Below are 18,239 nucleotides of genomic sequence, written 5' to 3'. Positions count from 1 at the left end.
GTCCTCTACGCGTAACAGCTTCGTTATAGCATCGCAGATAAGCGGAATGAACACCTGTGTGGAAGGAGGAAGTCAACTATGAATCTGATTCAAGAGATTACGAAGGAACAACTGCGTACGGATATCCCTAATTTCCGTCCAGGCGACACACTGAAAGTACACGTAAAAGTTATCGAGGGTTCCCGTGAGCGTATTCAGCTGTTCGAAGGTGTTGTAATCAAACGCCGCGGCGGTGGAATTAGCGAAACGTTTACCGTTCGTAAAATTTCTTACGGTGTTGGTGTGGAGAGAACATTCCCATTCCATTCTCCGCGGATCGACAAGATTGAAGTGGCTCGCCGTGGTAAAGTTCGTCGTGCGAAACTCTACTATCTGCGTGGTCTTCGCGGTAAAGCAGCAAGAATTAAAGAAATTCGATAAGAAACCGGGGGGCTTGTTTAGGCAAGTCTCCTTTTCGTTTCTATAGGCATTCAAAGCAGTGTACATATAACCAAAACTGGAAAAGAGGCAATCAGTGATGGAACAGAAAAACCAAGAGCAGCCTTACATAGAACCCGCATCAACTAACCATGGAGCCGCCGCTGCTCCCGCCAAAACGGCCAAAAGCGAAACATGGGAATGGATTAAAGCGCTAGTTATAGCAGGCGTACTAGTCATTATCATTCGCTGGTTCCTGTTTTCGCCATTTATCGTGGATGGCGACTCGATGCGTCCAAATTTTATTACGGGTGAACGGTTGATCGTGAACAAAATACTTTATGATGTCCGAGCGCCGAAGCGCGGTGAAGTTATTGTATTTCATGCTCCAGAAGGTAAAGACTATATCAAGCGCGTTATTGCTCTTCCTGGTGAGACTGTAAAAGTGGAAGGCGATAAGGTGTTTATCAACGGTCAGCAAATAGATGAGCCTTACATTAAGGAAGCTATTGAGCAAGCAGTGAACGAAGGTCATGCCTACAACAGATTAGCTAATTTTAAAGAAACTAAAGTTCCGGATAACGAAATCTTTGCTATGGGCGACAACCGCTCGAACAGTAAAGACAGCCGGGATCAACGCGTAGGATTTGTGCCGTATGATAAAGTTGTCGGTCGCGCAGAAGTGATTTTCTGGCCCTTGAACCGAATCAGTTTTATACATTTATAGAGAGATTTTTGAGGTGAAATTATGACCATTCAATGGTTCCCCGGCCACATGACCAAAGCTCGAAGACAGATTGAAGACAAGCTTAAGCTGATTGATGTCGTCATTGAGCTTCTGGATGCCCGCATTCCGCTCTCCAGCCGGAACCCGATGGTAGATGAAATATTAAAGGGTAAGCCTAGAATGGTGCTGCTGAATAAGCACGATCTGGCTGATCCCGGGGTAACGGCGGAATGGGTGCGTTATTTTGCCGATCAAGGCCTTCAAGCACTGCCGATCGATGCTGCCTCAGGTACGCAGGTGAAAGAAATTTTACCGAGAGCCAAGGCGTTATGGGCGCACAAAATCGAGAGCCAACTTCGTAAAGGGATTAATCCGCGCGCGGTCAGAGCCTTGATTGTAGGGATTCCGAACGTCGGCAAATCGACGCTGATTAACCAACTGGCCGGCAAAAAAATCGCCGCAACGGGCGATAAGCCAGGTGTAACAAAGGGACAGCAATGGATTAAAGTCGGAACCGAGATGGATTTGCTGGATACGCCCGGTATTCTTTGGCCGAAATTCGAAGACCAGATGGTCGGTCTGAGACTCGCGGCAACAGGTGCGATCAAAGAAGAGCTGCTCCATATGGATGACATCGCATTTTTTGTGATCAAGTATATGGTTCGCCATTATGCGGCTGGGCTGAAGGAGCGTTTTGGTATCGAGGAGCTTCCGGAAGATTTGGACGATCCGAATGAAGTGGTAAAGGTGATGGAAGCGGTCGGACGCAAGCGCGGAGCCATCGTTAGCGGAGGCAAGGTGGATTTGGATAAAGCCTCGCTGATCATCATCCGCGATCTTAGAGCGGGCAAGATGGGGCGTATCAGCTTGGAAACGCCGGCTGAATTTTAAGGAAATTGAGACAAGACCACGTTACGTAGCAGCCGTTTAGGCTGTTATGTGCGCGGTCTTTTTTAGTTGGATGTAACCAAGTATAAAGGGAAAAGCTCCCTCTAATTCGCTGGTTTCAAGGGGATTAAGTTGGATTTTCGGGGTTCGAGTTCGAAATTAGCTCCAGAATTTCAAGCTAATGTTTGAAAAGTGCAGCACGCTCCCAGTAATTGGTCTTGTCGTACAGAAATTTTTGGTATGGCTCGCTGTAGCCGTCTTCCTTTATAATGAAGAGATGGAAAGGGGCGAAAGCCATTGCTGGAGTTTGAAAAACGTCTTTGGGAACAGGGCCTTGTCCATATTGCAGGTATTGATGAGGTCGGCAGAGGATGCTTGTTCGGGGATGTCGTGGCCGCAGCTGTGATATTGCCTGCAGGGTTCGTGCTGGAAGAGGTTAACGATTCCAAAAAGCTGTCCGAAAAGAAGCGGGATGCGCTTTACGAGCAGATCATGAACGAAGCGATAGCTATTGGAATAGGCATTGTTGATGTAGTTACGATCGAGGCGATTAATATTAAGCAGGCTGCCAGATTGGCCATGAAACAAGCTGTGGAACAGCTTCAAGTCATACCGGACTTTTTGCTCGTGGATGCTGAGCTTGTTGATGTGGATATGGAGCAAGAGGCTATTATTCACGGAGATGCCCTTAGTCAATCCATTGCTGCGGCTTCCATTATTGCGAAAGTAACAAGAGACCGGATGTGCATGGACTGGGATGAGCAGTACCCAGAGTATGGAATTGCTGTACATAAAGGATATGCGACAAAACACCATAGAGAAATGCTTCTGCGATACGGTCCAACACCGTTGCACCGCAAATTATTTATTCGGAAAATCATGGCTCAAGGGGAGCTTACCGGGCAGCAGGCTGAGCAGATGGAACTGGCATTATTTGCGGATATGTAAAGAAAATGCTGAACAATGCCGATATTATACATAACGTTGACTTGAGGTGAATCGGCATGAATATTAGCGGACTTATACGCAGTTTGGTCGGAGATTTAACAGCGGCTGATACCAAAGTATTAGAGCTCAAAGTTGGACAAATCGTGAAAGGCGTCGTTCTTCAGTTGTTAAGCGACCAAGATGCGTTATTGAATATAGGCGGCGTTCAGGTGCGCGCCAAGCTGGAGACCCCGCTGAAGCAAGGGGATGTGACCATGCTTCAAGTTCAGCCTGAGTCCAGCGGCGGTCAGATCATGCTCAAACCGCTCGAATCTTCCGATGTTCAGATTGCGGATGATTCGCTTACTGAGCTTCTCAAGGCGTTCTCGTTAAAAGACAATGCAAGTAATCGTCAGATGGTTCAGACCATGCAGCGCGAAGGTGTTCCGTTGACAAAGGAAACGGTGCAATCGTTTGCCGCTTTACTTGGTAACGTTCCTGAGGGCGTTCACAAGGATGAATGGTTGCAAGCGGCTGCTCTTGTGGTTAAAAAGGGCTTGCCGCTAACGCAGGAGGCTATAGCTGCAATGCGGCAGGCAACAACAGGGCCTGCTGTCGGACAAGTGCTGGAGCGGCTGGAGCAGCAGGCATCAGCGCTGCTTAAGGAGCAACCGGCACATCCCGCTGCCGATACCGCCAAGCAGGTGGTATCGCTATTGAAGGAGCTGCGGGCTTCCGCCGCAGCTGCAGGATTTTCGCGGCCGCCCGAGGCGCCGGCCGCGCCTGGGCCAGCGCCTGCTGCTCCGCAGGCAGGCGGCATTGCTGCGGCGGCTCCCGCAGGGGCGCCGCCGGTATCCACAGGCAGCGAGGCTGCGCCCGCTGCCCCGACTGCGCCTGCTGCTTCGCCAGCAGGCTTTGCAAGCCCAGCCTCCGCTGCTTCGCATGCGGAGGGGACTGCCGCCGGCCCGGCGGCGCCGCAAGCGGCCGCCCGCCCTGCGGTGGCGGCCGAGCCGCTCCTGGCTCAGGCGCGCAGCGCTGAGCCTTCTATCCAAGGCGAACCGCCCGAGGCGGGTTCGCCCGCACCCGAGCCGCCGCCGGCGAAGCCGAAGGCGGCGGAGACGCAGCAAGCTCAGATGCGTAGCACTGAGCCGATCGAAGCGGCTGATCCGGAGCCAAACTGGATCAGCAAGATGCTCAAAGCCGTGGGTGTAGAGCATGAGGCTCATGTAGCGAGGCTGGATGAGCGTATGGAAGCGCCGCTGCGCCCACGGGCTGGAGCAGACGATCTGCTGCAAAGCGCGATCGTCCAAACCGACGCGCAGGACGACGCTGCCAAGCCTGCAGCCGACAACCTGAAGAGTCTGCTGCTGCAGCTGGCAGCCTCTGACGATACGCCGGCGCCGCTCAAAGAGGCGGCGCAGCAAGCGATCCACCAGATTACAGGTCAGCAGCTCATGCTGACTGGAGATAAAAGCTCTATGTTCGCCCATATTACTCTGTTCATCCCGTTTATGGACGGAACAGGTCAGCAATCTGCGGCAGTTCACATTCAGTCGCAAAAAGGAAAGCGAGGGGAAGTGGATGCAAGCAATTGTCGGCTCCTGTTTGACCTGCAAATGAAATCGATGGGGAATACATTAGTTGATGTACATGTGGTCAACAAAATAGTAAGTCTGAATATTCATAATGACCATCCTGCCGTAGCGCTATTAATGGAAAATTCCAGAGAAGAAATTACAGCAGCCATGAATAATGCGGGCTACCAATTCTTTTCCTTAAAATGTTCCCCTTATCCGACGCTTCCGGCAATCAAAGAAAGCGATGCTCCCAAACAAGGACAAGGATCAAACGATGGTGTCAGAGCGGATCTTCGATCGCTATATCAACCGAAACCCTACAAAGGAGTGGATTTTCGCGCATGAACAAAGAGCGGGAGGGGCGTTCAGCGCAGAAGCCGACTCCGATCAAGAAGGCTGTAGCCCTTCGGTACGCGCCGGAAGCCCAGAGAGCGCCAACCATCGTTGCCAAAGGAAAGGGCCATATGGCGGACACCATTTTGCAAAAAGCGAAGGAAAATGGTGTTCCAATCCAGGAAGATTCCTCATTGGTGGAAGTGCTTTCCAAGCTTGATCTGGACCAAGAGATTCCCCCGGAGCTTTACCAATTAGTAGCTGAGGTGCTTAGTTTTATTTATCGCTCGGATAACAAGATGAAACAGGCGAGGAATCTTTCATGACAGGCTTACGTAAAGACAATCGGAAGCAACTGGGAAGGCTTGGTGAAGAGCTTGCAGAGGCTTTCCTCCGGGAACGAGGCTATGCGATCATCGAACGGAACTGGCGCTGCCGAACGGGGGAGATTGATATCATTGCCCAGGTTGACGGGATATTGGTGTTTGTAGAGGTAAGAACGCGAAGATCATCAACCAGCTTCGGGCTAGCGAAGGAATCCATTGATTACAGGAAGCAGTTAAAGGTAAGAGAAACAGCCCAGTTCTACCTGCATCGATATAAAAAACATGAGCAGCGAGTCAGACTTGATGTTATAGCTGTAGAGTTCCCAGGGGACGGTTTGCCGGAGAATGCCGGCACACCCCTCATTGAACATATGATTGGAGCCTTTTGATCCATCGATAGTCGATTCAGACTTTGGTCAAAAGGCTCTTTTTATATTTGTTTTTCATTTCAAGAAATCTCTTGAACGGATTGTTTTTTATCCAAGTTTCTATATTGAATGGCTTCTGCAACGTGTTGGGGAAGAATAATGTCACTTTGCTCCAAATCGGCGATGGTAAGTGCCAGGCGGAGAATGCGATCATGAGCTCTAGCGCTTAGACCGAGCGCTTCGAAAGAAGCGCTCAACAATTGGTCCCCTTCGGGCGTCAGTTTGCATGTCTGCCGAAGCAGCTTACCACTCAATTCATTATTGTGCTGAATGCCCTTTCCGGCATAACGCTGCTGTTGCCTTCGATGTGCTTGCATGACTCGTACCAGCATTTCACTCGAAGATAACTGACCGGTTCGTTCTTTTAATTGAGCATAGTTTGGTTTCGGCACCTCAATATGAAGGTCAATGCGATCGAGCAGAGGACCGGAAATTTTAGAACGATAGTGAGCAACTTTTAACGGGCTGCATGTGCAAGCATTTGTTTCTGTTTCGACCCCCCAGTACCCGCACGGACAAGGATTCATTGCAGCGGCTAAAATGAATTGAGAGGGGAACGTATAGACAGCACGCGCCCTGCCAATCGTGACACTACGATCCTCAAGGGGCTGTCTTAACACCTCGAGGGCATTGCGTGTGAACTCCGGCAGCTCGTCAAGGAATAGAATCCCCCTATGCGCCAGACTGACTTCTCCCGGTTTAGGTATCGTTCCGCCACCGACAAGCCCGGCAGCCGATATCGTATGATGAGGGGCTCGGAAGGGACGTCTGCGCATGAGGGAGGTACGGTTCGGCAGTTTTCCCGAGGCACTGTATATTTTGGTAACTTCAATCGATTCTTTGTCGGACATGGGAGGCAGGATGGAGGGCATGCGTTTCACCAGCATCGTTTTACCCGTTCCTGGCGGGCCGATGAGAAGAATATTATGCATACCGGCAGCTGCAATCATCATAGCTCGCTTGACTTGATGCTGGCCGCTCACATCGGCGTAATCATCCTGGTATAGCTGGCCTCCTATTAAATTTATCGATTTTTCATCCTGGATATAGTTAACGTCATCAAATAAAAAATCAGAGCTGGAAATATCGTTCCAGCGTTTAAACTCAGCTAAGTTCGTTATTGCAAAAACCTCGATGCCTTCAATTAGGGCAGCTTCCGAGGCATTTGCTGCAGGCAAGCAGACTCTTTTGAAACCGATTCTCTTGGCGGCATGGACCATGGATAAAACGCCGGGCACAGGTCTTAAAGACCCATCCAAAGCGAGTTCGCCTATCAAAAGTGTTTGTTGAATCATGTCGGCAGGGACTTGAGCCGTCGTAATTAGAATTCCGAGTGCAATGGCAAGGTCAAAGGAGGAGCCTTCCTTGCGCAAATCGGCGGGGGCAAGATTAACGGTGATGCGGTCCATAGGGAATGTAAAACCGCTATTTTTGATGGCTGAACGTACTCTTTCTAAGGACTCACGTACTGCTGAGTCTGGCAGCCCAACCAGATTGATCTGCGGAAGACCGCTTGAAATGTCTACTTCGACTTCGATCGTTTGTCCTTCTATACCTTGCAAACATGCGCTAATTACTTTTCCGTACATCAGAAACACCTTCCATTCCATAGAGTCTCACAGCTTCATAGGCTGATCATCAATGGGATAAAAGGTGCTTCCTTATTGATCCGTTTTTTCTTTTATTGTACACGATGAGGGTAAAATTACGCAATTGCCAGACTGAAAGTTCGCGGTTTAAAAGTCCAAAACATGCACATACTGGAACTAGAGGTGATGAACATGCAGGAAAAACCGTATTTTTGTCCCAATTGCCGTTCCAATCGTGTCAAGTTCAGCGTCATTACGAGCTATTCCCAATCATTTGTGAAAGATGCCCTATCCGGAAACATCACAGAGTTCAAGGAGCCCGATGCGATTGCTGAACCGGAACCGACCATTCAATGCTTAGTTTGCAGCTTCACCGGCAATGAATTACGTTTTATTAAACAAGCAGAGCGAGAGCCGAGAATGAACACGACGACGACAACATTTTATTGAATTTGCAAGCCGGACGTATTTTTCATCCTCTGGAAAATGCGTCTTTCTTTTTGTCCGGAGTGATAGCTAAAGTTTTTCAGCGTGAAAGGAAACTTCTACTGGATTCACGAAAAAAATAAGGAAAGTGTCGAAAAAAAGTGATACAATGGTTAGGGCTTGTGAAGAAGTGTGATACTAATTCCGGCAGCAAGATTGATTTCGTGCACAGTGTTAATAGGGAATCGCACTTTTTCCCCTGTATAGCACGTATAGAAAGTCCATACTGATAGGAGGATTTTAGGAAATGAATATCCATGAGTACCAAGGCAAAGAAGTCCTGAGACAGTACGGAGTCAGCGTTCCTAAAGGCAAAGTAGCTTTTACCGTTGACGAAGCGGTTCAAGCGGCACAAGAGCTTGGAACATCCGTTGTTGTCGTGAAGGCGCAAATTCATGCCGGAGGACGCGGTAAAGCGGGCGGCGTAAAAGTAGCCAAAAACCTCGATGAAGTACGTACATATGCAAGTGAAATCCTTGGAAAAGTTCTCGTTACACACCAAACAGGCCCTGAAGGCAAAGAAGTGAAACGCCTTCTGATCGAGCAAGGTTGTGACATTAAGAAAGAATATTATGTTGGCGTTGTTGTTGACCGTGCAACGGGCAGCGTTGTTATGATGGCTTCCGAAGAAGGCGGTACCGAGATCGAAGAGGTTGCTGAACATTCTCCGGAGAAAATTTTCAAAGAAGTTGTTGACCCGGCTATCGGTCTTCAAGCTTTCCAAGCACGCAGATTGGCTTACAACATTAACATCCCTAATGAGCTTGTTAACAAAGCCGTTAAATTCATGCTTGCTCTTTATAAAGCTTTCGTGGAAAAAGATTGCTCTATTGCTGAAATCAACCCTCTGGTTGTAACAGGCGACGGAGACGTAATGGCTTTGGATGCCAAGCTGAACTTCGACTCCAATGCTCTTTTCCGTCACAAAGATATCGTTGAGCTTCGTGACCTTGAAGAGGAAGATGATAAGGAAATCCAAGCATCCAAGTATGATTTGAGCTACATCGCGCTTGACGGTAATATCGGTTGTATGGTTAACGGCGCTGGTCTAGCGATGGCTACTATGGACATCATAAAGCACTACGGCGGAGACCCTGCCAACTTCCTTGACGTAGGGGGCGGTGCTACGAAAGAGAAAGTTACCGAAGCATTCAAAATCATCCTTTCCGATGAGCAAGTTAAAGGTATTTTCGTCAACATCTTCGGCGGCATCATGCGTTGTGACGTTATCGCTGACGGCGTTGTGGCAGCAGCCAGAGAGCTTGGACTTTCCCGTCCGCTCGTTGTCCGTCTGGAAGGTACTAACGTTGAGCTGGGCAAAAAGATTCTTAACGAATCCGGCCTGAACATAGTTGCAGCTGATTCCATGGCTGACGGCGCTCAAAAAATCGTTGCACTTGTGAAATAAGAAAGAGGAAAGACTTTGGTCTCCGACCAAAGATCCCTAAAGAGGAGAGACTTTGGTCTCCGACCAAAGATCCCTATATTAGGTTTCAAATAATAGAGTGGGATGTGAACAAAAGATCATGAGTATTTTGGTCAATAAACATACAAAAGTCATTACTCAAGGGATTACCGGCGCTACGGGCTTGTTTCATACCAAAGGCGGTCTTGACTACGGCACACAAATGGTTGGTGGCGTAACCCCAGGTAAAGGCGGCACAAAAGTCGATATCACCCTGGAAAACGGTGAGGTTGTTCAGCTTCCTGTTTTCAACACTGTGATTGATGCGAAAAACGCAACTGGTGCAACTGCATCCGTTATTTACGTACCACCTGCTTTTGCAGCAGAATCGATCATTGAAGCGGTAGACGCGGATCTGGATCTGGTTATCTGTATTACAGAGGGTATCCCAGTCCTTGACATGGTTAACGTAAAACGTTACATGGAAGGCAAAAGAACTGTTCTGATCGGACCGAACTGCCCAGGCGTTATCACACCAGGCGAGTGCAAAATCGGTATTATGCCAGGTTATATTCATACTCCAGGTCACGTAGGCGTTGTTTCCCGTTCCGGAACATTGACTTATGAAGCGGTTCATCAATTGACGACTCGCGGAATCGGACAATCCTCGGCGGTAGGTATCGGCGGAGACCCTGTTAAAGGCTCCGAGTTCATCGATATCCTTAAACGCTTCAACGAAGATCCGGATACTTATGCGGTTATCATGATCGGCGAAATCGGCGGAACGGCTGAAGAAGAAGCTGCTGAATGGGTTCAGGCTAACATGACTAAACCTGTAGTAGGCTTTATCGGCGGTAAAACTGCGCCTCCAGGAAAACGTATGGGCCATGCCGGCGCCATTATTTCCGGCGGTAAAGGTACAGCTGCCGAGAAAGTAGCAACGATGGAAAGATGCGGAATCCGGGTAGCTGCCACTCCTTCTGAGATGGGCTCTACACTGGTAGCAGTCCTCGAAGAAAAAGGCTTGCTAGACAAAGTCATCACAAAAAAATAATCCTTTCTAATGAAGGTAAGCAACCTTCCATGTCCCTCTTTTGAGGGATTTGGAAGGTTTTTTGTTTTCTCTACCTGTAAAACATTTGTAAGAATGAGAAGGAGTGTATATACTTATGGATAATCGACTCATTATTTTTGGTCTTCATGAGCTGGAAGGCGTTGGATGGAAAACGATTCTTCAGCTTTTAAGCCGCTTCCCGGAACCCCAAGAACTGTTTGAGCTTTCAGCAGGAGATATGGCTTCTTTAGGCATTAAAAGTTCAATTGCGGAACAGATTGTCAAACGGTTATCTCCGTCATTTATCGAGCAAAGGCTTCAGCTTTACGCGAAGCAATCCATTCATTTTCTCACGTTGTTAGACGAAGACTATCCTCTTATTTTGAAAGAAATTGCCCAACCCCCTTGGATTTTGTATGTAAAAGGAGATCACTCGTATCTGAATCAAAAGCTCTTGGGCATAGTAGGTACGAGAACACCTACCCTTTATGGCAAAAAAATTGCCGAGGAGCTGGTGGCTGATCTTTCCCGCGCAGGATTTGGCATCGTGAGCGGTTTGGCTCGCGGGATCGATAGCAAGGCTCATATTGGAGCATTGATGGGTAAAGGCAAGACTGTGGGCGTTTTGGGCTGTGCCATAAATCAGGTCTATCCGCGGGAAAATGCCCTTTTATACCGGAATATTGAGCGTGAGGGCGTCATTATCTCAGAGTACCCTATTGGCACAGGGATGCATCCAGGCATGTTTCCGCAACGGAATCGCATCATTGCCGGATTGTCGCTCGGGGTTACTGTCGTAGAAGCAGCAGAGGATAGCGGTTCATTGATTACAGTTGATTTTGCGTTAGATGAGTCTAGGGATGTTTTCGCTGTCCCCGGCCCCATTCATTCTAACCAAAGCAGCGGTGTCCATAAACTTCTCAAGCAGGGAGCCAAACTTGTCACCCGAGTTGAAGACATTCTGGAAGATTATCAATATTTGTTGAAACCCGCTGAACAAGGGGCTTTGCAGATGTCTTCAAGAGTCATTGAACTGAGTGATGAAGAACGCAAAATTATGGCAATAATGTCTAATGAACCAATAAGTATTGATGCTTTATTAGAGACCAGTCAATTTACGTTTGGACATTTGCATGCAGTTCTGTTATCTTTACTATTGAAAAAGGCGATTAAACAGCTTCCAGGATCTACATATATTTTAGCATAAGCAATTCACGAAGCTTTTCTTCTCGCCAATAGACTTTTACCTTGACCTACGAGGGGAGGAAGGACGATCCATGGCGGATTCTTTAGTCATCGTTGAGTCACCAGCAAAAGCCAAAACCATCGGAAAATATCTAGGCAGCAAATACATCGTAAAAGCCTCGATGGGTCATATTCGCGACCTTCCGAAAAGCCAAATTGGTGTAGAAGTAGATCGAAACTTTGAGCCTAAATACATTACGATTCGCGGCAAAGGCTCTATCCTTAAAGAGCTGAAAGATGCAAGCAAGAAAGTTAAAAAAATATATCTGGCGGCTGACCCTGATCGTGAAGGGGAAGCGATTGCATGGCATTTGGCCCATTACTTAGATGTGGGGCAAGAAGAAGCTTGTCGCGTTGTATTTAATGAAATCACGAAGGATGCGGTCAAGGATGCCTTTAAGACGCCGCGACGTATTAATCAGGATCTCGTAAATGCGCAGCAGGCCAGACGTATCCTTGATCGGCTTGTGGGTTATAAGATCAGCCCTTTGCTTTGGAAAAAAGTGAAGAAGGGACTGTCGGCCGGCCGCGTTCAGTCGGTAGCCGTTAAGCTGATTCAAGATCGCGAAAATGAAATCAAAGCTTTTGAACCGGAAGAGTACTGGTCGATCACCGTTATTCTTGAAGCTGGCAAAAGCGTATTTGAAGCCAAGTATCATAGTATTAGAGGCGAGAAAAAAGAATTGCATTCTCAGGAAGATGTCAATGAGATTCTTGCCGCAATGGGTAACGGAACATTTACCGTACAAGAGGTCAAAGAGAAAGAGCGTCAGCGTAATCCTTCTCCTCCTTTTATTACAAGCTCCCTGCAGCAGGAAGCTGCAAGAAAATTAAATTTCCGTGCTTCCAAGACGATGTCCGTTGCTCAGCAGCTGTATGAAGGAATTGACCTCGGGAAGGAAGGTACCGTAGGGTTAATTACTTACATGCGTACGGACTCCACGCGGATTTCTCCGGTAGCTCAAGAAGAGGCCAAAGAATTCATTACCGGCAAGTACGGTGCTTCCTTCTATCCGGAAACACCGCGTCAATACATCAAGAAAAATGCGAATGCGCAAGATGCTCACGAAGGGATCCGCCCTACTTCCGTGTTGCGCGAACCTGATCAGCTCAAGGAGTTCCTGAGCAAGGATCAATATCGCCTGTACAAGCTCATTTGGGAGCGTTTTGTGGCAAGTCAGATGGCATCGGCGATTTTGGATACGATGACCGTCGATTTGGCTGCGGGTGAAACGATATTCCGTGCAGCAGGTTCCAAAATGAAATTCGCTGGCTTCATGAAGGTATATGTTGAAAGCAATGACGATGGAACTACGGAGGAAGATAAACTTTTACCTGCTTTGACTCAAGGGGATTCTTTGCAAAAGCAAAGCGTTGATCCGAAGCAGCACTTCACTCAACCGCCTCCCAGGTACACGGAAGCACGTTTGGTGCGAGCGTTGGAAGAAATGGGCATCGGACGACCAAGTACGTATGCGCCTACGCTGGAGACGATTCAGAAGCGCGGTTACGTTGCGATCGAAGAGAAGAAGTTCGTTCCGACCGAGCTTGGGGAACTCGTCATTCAACTGATGCAAGAATTTTTCCCGGAAATTCTCGATGTCGAGTTTACCGCACATATGGAAGAAGAGTTGGACTTTGTCGAAGAGGGCAAAGAGGATTGGGTGAAGGTTCTGGATTCCTTCTATACTTCTTTCGAGAAGCGACTGGAAGTTGCTGAAGAAGAAATGAAAGAGATCGAGATCCAGGACGAAGTGTCCGATGAGATTTGTGAGAAATGCGGTAAACATCTGGTTTATAAAATGGGCCGCTTCGGCAAATTCCTTGCTTGTTCCGGTTTCCCGGACTGTCGGAACACAAAGCCGATCGTCAAAGATATCGGCGTGACATGTCCGAATTGCCATCAAGGCAAAATCGTTGAGCGAAGAAGTAAAAAAGGCCGGGTATTCTTCGGATGTGACCGCTATCCGGATTGCGATTTTGTCTCGTGGGATAAGCCGGTTAGCAAGCCGTGCCCTTCCTGCGGTTCGCTTCTGATTGAAAAGCGGAGCAAGAACGGCATCAACATCCAATGTATCCAGTGTGATTATAAAGAAGAAGTCAATGAAGAGAATCAAGATGAAGTGAAAGATTAGAGGTGTCCCGATTTTGCCAGAATATCCAAGAGTAACTGTCATCGGCGCAGGATTGGCGGGAAGTGAAGCAGCCTGGCAGATTGCCCGTCAAGGCGTGCCAGTGACGTTATACGAAATGCGCCCCGTGCGCAAAACTCCGGCACATATTACGGACCAGTTCGCTGAACTGGTTTGCAGTAATTCGCTTAGGGCGAATGGTTTAACGAATGCGGTAGGCGTATTGAAAGAAGAAATGAGACGCATGGATTCGCTCATTCTTTCCTGTGCTGACCGGCATGCTGTTCCAGCAGGCGGCGCTTTAGCGGTAGACCGTGATGGTTTCTCCCAAGCCGTAACATCAACGCTGCGCAATCATCCGCTTATCGAAGTGCGCAACGAAGAAATGCCAACTTTACCCGATGGGATTACGGTCGTAGCTTCAGGACCGTTAACCTCGCCGGCTCTCTCCGGTGAGTTGAAAGAGCTGATGGGTGAGGAGTACTTATACTTCTACGATGCGGCTGCTCCGATTGTGGAGAAAGACTCCATCGATATGAGCAAAGTGTATCTTGCCTCTCGTTATGACAAAGGCGATGCGGCTTATCTCAATTGTCCGATGACGGAAGAGGAATTTAACGTATTCTATGATGCGTTAATTTCAGCAGAGGTCGCTGAACTCAAGGAATTCGAGAAAGAGATTTATTTTGAGGGTTGTATGCCGCTTGAAGTGATGGCGAAGCGTGGGAAACAAACGGTACTTTTTGGTCCGATGAAGCCTGTCGGCTTAATCAATCCTCATACAGGCAAATTACCGCACGCTGTTGTCCAGCTTCGGCAGGACAATGCTGCGGGAACTCTGTATAATCTCGTCGGGTTCCAAACCCATTTGAAATGGGGCGAACAAAAGCGAGTGCTTTCCTTGATTCCGGGCTTGGAAAATGCGGAGTTCGTCCGTTATGGCGTCATGCACCGCAATACGTTCATTAACTCTCCCAAGCTGCTTGAACCGACTTACCAGTTTAAGCGTCGCGAGAATCTGTTCTTTGCAGGACAGATGACAGGCGTTGAAGGTTATGTAGAGTCGGCCGCTTCGGGTCTTATTGCTGGAATGAATGCGGGACGTTTTGCCAAAGGAGATTCCTGTTTAGTTTTTCCTCATGAAACGACTTTAGGCAGCATGGCGAACTATATTACTACGGCAGACTTCAAGCATTTCCAACCGATGAACGCTAATTTCGGTCTGCTTCCGCCTCTCCCAGAGCGAATTCGTAACAAAAAGGAAAAATACGAAAAACTGGCTCATCGCGCGCTGGAAAGTATTCAGAATTTTTCGGAAAAGGAATACGCGTGAGCTTGTAAGTAAAGCTATCCCTATGTTACTATAATTATGCTTTGTAGCATTTTCATGGATGCAATAAAACACCTCTAGACGCGGTCGCTCATTTTTGAAAGACCTCGCTAGAGGTTTATCTCATTTATAAGACAGAATCATTTGTTTACAAATAATGATTATGATTCCGAAGAGGTGAAACCGATGGATCCGAAGAACGCATCTTTTCATGCGACAACGATATTTGCGATTCGTCATCAGGGCAAAGGAGCTATTGCCGGGGATGGACAAGTGACATTTGGCAACAGCATGATTATGAAGGGGAGCGCCAAGAAAGTAAGGCGTTTATATAGAGGGAAAGTCGTAGCCGGCTTTGCAGGATCGGTAGCGGATGCAATTACGCTTTTCGAGAAGTTTGAGGGCAAATTGGAGGAGCATCATGGCAACTTGCAGCGCGCCGCGGTAGAATTGACCAAAGATTGGCGTCAGGATCGCGTTTTACGCAGATTAGAAGCGATGATGATTGTCATGGATGCTTCAGGGTTGCTGTTGCTTTCTGGAAATGGCGAAATTATTGAACCTGATGACGGCATTCTGGCGATTGGATCAGGCGGCAGTTTTGCGTTAGCGGCCGGTAGAGCGCTTCATCGACACGCTCCAGGGCTAAGCGCTAAAGAAATCGCCCATGCGGCTTTGACGACTGCGGCTGAAATTTGCGTTTTCACCAATCATAATATTATCGTTGAAGAGATTGAGTAGGTCTTTCTTTTATTTTGGAAATCTTGACATCATGCTTTATTGAAATTCAACCGATGCAAGCTCAGTATACGCTTACGAGGCCGGTTTTTCTTGCGAAAAAACTCAGCGAATGCTTACGATGCAAGCTTTCCTATGGAAAGCTCAGCAAATGCTTACGATGCAAGCTTTCCTATGGAAAGCTCAGCAAATGCTTACGATGCAAGCTTTCCTATGGAAAGCTTTTAGATTACGCTTACGAAGTAAGTTTTGCTAACGCAAAACTCTAAGGAGGGTACCTTCATTGAAAAACAGCTCCCTTACACCTAAACAAATAGTGCAAGAACTAGATCGATATATTGTTGGTCAGAAGAAAGCGAAAAAATCGGTAGCGATTGCTTTGCGTAACCGCTATCGGAGAAGCTTGCTCGATGAGACGCTTCGAGATGAAATCGTCCCCAAAAATATTTTGATGATCGGGCCGACGGGTGTTGGTAAAACGGAAATTGCTCGCAGATTAGCCAAGCTTGTAGGAGCGCCTTTCATTAAAGTTGAGGCAACGAAATTCACGGAAGTTGGCTACGTAGGACGCGATGTTGAGTCCATGGTACGTGATTTGATTGAAACGTCTATTCGAATGGTAAAAGCTGAACGTACGGAAAAAGTCAAGGATCGTGCTGAGAAGCTCGCGAATGAGCGTCTAGTTAACCTGTTCGTCCCGAATCCAACTCGCGCGAAAACACAGCGCAATCCACTGGAAATGCTGTTTGGCGGTCAGAATCAACCTGCTCAAGAAGAACCGGCTCCGGATCCTTCTCTTGCTGCGAAGCGTTCGCAAATTGCAGAACAATTAGCACAAGGAAAGCTCGAGCAGGAAACGGTAGAAATCGAAGTCGAGGACTCATCGCCATCGATGATGGATATGCTTGCAGGTCAGGGCAATGAACAAATGGGCATGAACATGCAAGAGATGTTCGGCAGCCTAATGCCGAAGAAATTGAAGAAGCGCAAGCTATCCGTGAAAGAAGCACGTAAAGTTCTGACCCAGGAAGAAGCGCAGCGATTGATTGACATGGATGAGGTGATTCAAGAGTCGATCAGCCGCGCCGAGCAATCCGGCATTATTTTTATTGATGAAATTGATAAGATTGCAAGCAGCAGCCGCGGCGGAGGCGGGCCTGACGTCTCGCGGGAAGGCGTTCAACGCGATATTTTGCCTATTGTAGAAGGCTCAACGGTTGTGACTAAATACGGTCCGGTGAAGACGGACTACGTTCTGTTTATCGGTGCAGGCGCTTTCCATATCGCCAAGCCCTCTGATCTCATTCCAGAGCTGCAGGGACGCTTCCCAATTCGCGTAGAACTCAGCAACTTAACGCATGAAGATTTCGTTTCCATTTTGAAAGAACCCAAAAACGCATTAACCAAGCAATACACAGCCCTTCTGCAAACCGAAGGGATTACCGTTGAATTTGCCGATGCAGCTGTGGATGAAATAGCCCGCATTGCCGTTGAAGTGAACCAAAACACCGAAAACATCGGGGCTCGCCGTTTACATACGATTTTGGAGAAGTTATTGGAGGATTTGTCCTTTGAAGCGCCAGAGCTTACATTGGAACACATCGTCATTAATCCGGAGTATGTTCGCGAGAAGTTGAGTGATATTGTCCAAAATCGCGATTTGAGCCAGTATATTTTGTAGTAAATATGTAAGGTTAAGTAAGTAGGAGGCAGTTACATGAGTTTATTAAACAAGACAAGAAGGCTGAATCGTTTGCTTCAAAAAGAAGCAGGTAATGCGGTCAGCTTTATGGATATGGCTGAAGTATTGCGCGATATCGTGATCGCCAATATTTATGTGGTAAGCCGCAAGGGTAAGATCCTTGGATATGCATTAACGAACGATCCCATTTCACCAGAAATGAATCAAACGATCTTGGTGGATAGAAGGTTTCCGGCGGAATCGAACAATCTTTTAATGAAAATTGAAGAAACATCTTCTAATGTGGAGCCGGATAGCCCTTATTATTACTACACGGATCAAATGAAAGATATGTTTCCATATACGTATACGACTATCGTTCCTGTAATCGGTGGCGGTGATCGTCTTGGCACATTGGTTTTAAGCCGAAACGATGCGCCCTTTGTCGATGACGACTTGATTTTGGCGGAATACGGGTCAACGGTCGTAGCCATGGAAATTTTAAGAGAGCGTGCTGAAGAAATCGAGGAAGAGGCAAGAAGCAAAGCGGTCGTTCAAGTTGCGATTGGTTCCTTGTCCTTCAGCGAGATGGAAGCTGTGGAACATATTTTTGAAGAGTTGGATGGCAAGGAAGGACTTTTAGTCGCAAGTAAAATTGCCGATCGGGTAGGCATCACGCGCTCAGTCATCGTAAATGCTCTTCGTAAATTAGAAAGTGCCGGAGTTATTGAAACGCGTTCGCTTGGAATGAAAGGTACTTATATCCGTATTCTAAATGAACAATTAATTTTAAGCATCGATCAATTGAAGACGAAACTGTAGCTTTCATCATATGTTGACAACGATAGCAAAGCCCTGTCTGGTAAAAAAGATAGGGCTTTTTTCTTATTGTAAGTTAGGTTAATATCTTAGATGATAAGAAATGTAACAAAATGTTCTACATATTTCTACAATTT

17 protein-coding genes are annotated in these 18,239 nt (G+C 47.5%); 16 read left to right on the top strand and 1 reads right to left on the bottom strand.

The window, feature by feature from the left end:
• Positions 1 to 78: 78 nt before the first annotated feature.
• The 7 genes from rplS to ICC18_RS09600 all read left to right on the top strand — a co-directional run bounded on the left by rplS (position 79) and on the right by ICC18_RS09600 (position 5,584).
• Entirely contained in the window at positions 79 to 420 is a 342-nt protein-coding gene (gene rplS, locus ICC18_RS09630) for a 50S ribosomal protein L19 (protein ID WP_188174187.1), read from the top strand.
• A gap of 97 nt (positions 421 to 517) precedes the next feature.
• The gene (gene lepB, locus ICC18_RS09625; protein WP_188174186.1) at positions 518 to 1,144 is read left to right on the top strand and encodes a signal peptidase I; all 627 of its coding nucleotides are present in this window, start codon (positions 518 to 520) and stop codon (positions 1,142 to 1,144) included.
• 21 nt (positions 1,145 to 1,165) lie between these two features.
• Positions 1,166 to 2,035: a ribosome biogenesis GTPase YlqF gene (gene ylqF / locus ICC18_RS09620; RefSeq protein ID WP_188174185.1), complete on the top strand. Its 870-nt coding sequence runs from the start codon at positions 1,166 to 1,168 to the stop codon at positions 2,033 to 2,035.
• 294 nt (positions 2,036 to 2,329) lie between these two features.
• Positions 2,330 to 2,980 (top strand): ribonuclease HII, encoded by a 651-nt coding sequence (gene rnhB, locus ICC18_RS09615; RefSeq protein ID WP_188174184.1) that lies wholly within the window; start codon positions 2,330 to 2,332, stop codon positions 2,978 to 2,980.
• A 56-nt stretch (positions 2,981 to 3,036) separates the two neighbouring features.
• Positions 3,037 to 4,881, top strand: a complete 1,845-nt coding sequence (locus ICC18_RS09610) for a TP0910 N-terminal domain-containing protein (RefSeq protein ID WP_188174183.1) — start codon at positions 3,037 to 3,039, stop codon at positions 4,879 to 4,881.
• The gene (locus ICC18_RS09605) at positions 4,878 to 5,195 is read left to right on the top strand and encodes an EscU/YscU/HrcU family type III secretion system export apparatus switch protein (RefSeq protein WP_188174182.1); all 318 of its coding nucleotides are present in this window, start codon (positions 4,878 to 4,880) and stop codon (positions 5,193 to 5,195) included. The genes ICC18_RS09610 and ICC18_RS09605 overlap by 4 nt, the downstream gene beginning before the upstream one ends.
• Complete coding sequence (locus tag ICC18_RS09600) at positions 5,192 to 5,584, top strand: YraN family protein (RefSeq protein ID WP_188174181.1); 393 nt, start codon at positions 5,192 to 5,194, stop codon at positions 5,582 to 5,584. Before ICC18_RS09605 ends, ICC18_RS09600 begins: the two co-directional genes overlap by 4 nt.
• Before the next feature lie 59 nt (positions 5,585 to 5,643).
• Here ICC18_RS09600 and ICC18_RS09595 read toward each other — a convergent pair whose 3' ends face one another.
• Positions 5,644 to 7,212 carry a YifB family Mg chelatase-like AAA ATPase gene (locus tag ICC18_RS09595; RefSeq protein WP_188174180.1) on the bottom strand — a complete coding sequence of 523 codons (1,569 nt, stop codon included), beginning with the start codon at positions 7,210 to 7,212 and terminating at the stop codon, positions 5,644 to 5,646.
• Between the two features lie 192 nt (positions 7,213 to 7,404).
• Between ICC18_RS09595 and ICC18_RS09590 the strand changes: the two genes are divergently transcribed.
• The 9 genes from ICC18_RS09590 (at position 7,405) to codY (ending at position 18,105) form a co-directional block, all read left to right on the top strand.
• The gene (locus tag ICC18_RS09590) at positions 7,405 to 7,662 is read left to right on the top strand and encodes a hypothetical protein (protein ID WP_188174179.1); all 258 of its coding nucleotides are present in this window, start codon (positions 7,405 to 7,407) and stop codon (positions 7,660 to 7,662) included.
• A 283-nt stretch (positions 7,663 to 7,945) separates the two neighbouring features.
• Complete coding sequence (gene sucC, locus ICC18_RS09585; RefSeq protein WP_188174178.1) at positions 7,946 to 9,106, top strand: ADP-forming succinate--CoA ligase subunit beta; 1,161 nt, start codon at positions 7,946 to 7,948, stop codon at positions 9,104 to 9,106.
• Between the two features lie 118 nt (positions 9,107 to 9,224).
• Entirely contained in the window at positions 9,225 to 10,157 is a 933-nt protein-coding gene (sucD, locus tag ICC18_RS09580) for a succinate--CoA ligase subunit alpha (protein ID WP_188174177.1), read from the top strand.
• Positions 10,158 to 10,272: 115 nt separating this feature from the next.
• A complete protein-coding gene (gene dprA / locus ICC18_RS09575; protein WP_188174176.1) occupies positions 10,273 to 11,364 on the top strand; it encodes a DNA-processing protein DprA in 1,092 nt (363 codons plus the stop codon).
• A 70-nt stretch (positions 11,365 to 11,434) separates the two neighbouring features.
• Positions 11,435 to 13,537, top strand: coding sequence for a type I DNA topoisomerase (topA, locus tag ICC18_RS09570; RefSeq protein WP_188174175.1), 2,103 nt, complete (start codon positions 11,435 to 11,437; stop codon positions 13,535 to 13,537).
• Positions 13,538 to 13,550: 13 nt separating this feature from the next.
• A complete protein-coding gene (gene trmFO / locus ICC18_RS09565) occupies positions 13,551 to 14,867 on the top strand; it encodes an FADH(2)-oxidizing methylenetetrahydrofolate--tRNA-(uracil(54)-C(5))-methyltransferase TrmFO (protein ID WP_188174174.1) in 1,317 nt (438 codons plus the stop codon).
• A gap of 183 nt (positions 14,868 to 15,050) precedes the next feature.
• Positions 15,051 to 15,605 (top strand): ATP-dependent protease subunit HslV, encoded by a 555-nt coding sequence (gene hslV, locus ICC18_RS09560; RefSeq protein ID WP_188174173.1) that lies wholly within the window; start codon positions 15,051 to 15,053, stop codon positions 15,603 to 15,605.
• Between the two features lie 280 nt (positions 15,606 to 15,885).
• On the top strand, positions 15,886 to 17,283 hold the full coding sequence (hslU, locus tag ICC18_RS09555; RefSeq protein WP_188174172.1) for an ATP-dependent protease ATPase subunit HslU: 1,398 nt from the start codon (positions 15,886 to 15,888) through the stop codon (positions 17,281 to 17,283).
• A gap of 36 nt (positions 17,284 to 17,319) precedes the next feature.
• Positions 17,320 to 18,105, top strand: a complete 786-nt coding sequence (codY, locus tag ICC18_RS09550; RefSeq protein ID WP_188174171.1) for a GTP-sensing pleiotropic transcriptional regulator CodY — start codon at positions 17,320 to 17,322, stop codon at positions 18,103 to 18,105.
• Positions 18,106 to 18,239: the final 134 nt, after the last annotated feature.

The sequence above is a fragment of the Paenibacillus sedimenti genome (genome assembly GCF_014534655.1).
Lineage (GTDB): Bacteria > Bacillota > Bacilli > Paenibacillales > NBRC-103111 > Paenibacillus_E > Paenibacillus_E sedimenti.
The sequence above is the reverse complement of the archived record's forward strand: the minus strand, read 5'-3'. Positions and strand labels throughout refer to the sequence as shown.

What these genes read in the sequence shown, in the direction of transcription:
- rplS (WP_188174187.1), top strand. Translation starts at nt 79, where the DNA reads ATGAATCTGATTCAAGAGATTACGAAGGAACAACTGCGTACGGATATC.
- lepB (WP_188174186.1), top strand. Translation starts at nt 518, where the DNA reads ATGGAACAGAAAAACCAAGAGCAGCCTTACATAGAACCCGCATCAACT.
- ylqF (WP_188174185.1), top strand. Translation starts at nt 1,166, where the DNA reads ATGACCATTCAATGGTTCCCCGGCCACATGACCAAAGCTCGAAGACAG.
- ICC18_RS09610 (WP_188174183.1), top strand. Translation starts at nt 3,037, where the DNA reads ATGAATATTAGCGGACTTATACGCAGTTTGGTCGGAGATTTAACAGCG.
- ICC18_RS09605 (WP_188174182.1), top strand. Translation starts at nt 4,878, where the DNA reads ATGAACAAAGAGCGGGAGGGGCGTTCAGCGCAGAAGCCGACTCCGATC.
- ICC18_RS09600 (WP_188174181.1), top strand. Translation starts at nt 5,192, where the DNA reads ATGACAGGCTTACGTAAAGACAATCGGAAGCAACTGGGAAGGCTTGGT.
- ICC18_RS09595 (WP_188174180.1), bottom strand. Translation starts at nt 7,212, where the DNA reads ATGTACGGAAAAGTAATTAGCGCATGTTTGCAAGGTATAGAAGGACAA.
- ICC18_RS09590 (WP_188174179.1), top strand. Translation starts at nt 7,405, where the DNA reads ATGCAGGAAAAACCGTATTTTTGTCCCAATTGCCGTTCCAATCGTGTC.
- sucC (WP_188174178.1), top strand. Translation starts at nt 7,946, where the DNA reads ATGAATATCCATGAGTACCAAGGCAAAGAAGTCCTGAGACAGTACGGA.
- sucD (WP_188174177.1), top strand. Translation starts at nt 9,225, where the DNA reads ATGAGTATTTTGGTCAATAAACATACAAAAGTCATTACTCAAGGGATT.
- dprA (WP_188174176.1), top strand. Translation starts at nt 10,273, where the DNA reads ATGGATAATCGACTCATTATTTTTGGTCTTCATGAGCTGGAAGGCGTT.
- topA (WP_188174175.1), top strand. Translation starts at nt 11,435, where the DNA reads ATGGCGGATTCTTTAGTCATCGTTGAGTCACCAGCAAAAGCCAAAACC.
- hslV (WP_188174173.1), top strand. Translation starts at nt 15,051, where the DNA reads ATGGATCCGAAGAACGCATCTTTTCATGCGACAACGATATTTGCGATT.
- codY (WP_188174171.1), top strand. Translation starts at nt 17,320, where the DNA reads ATGAGTTTATTAAACAAGACAAGAAGGCTGAATCGTTTGCTTCAAAAA.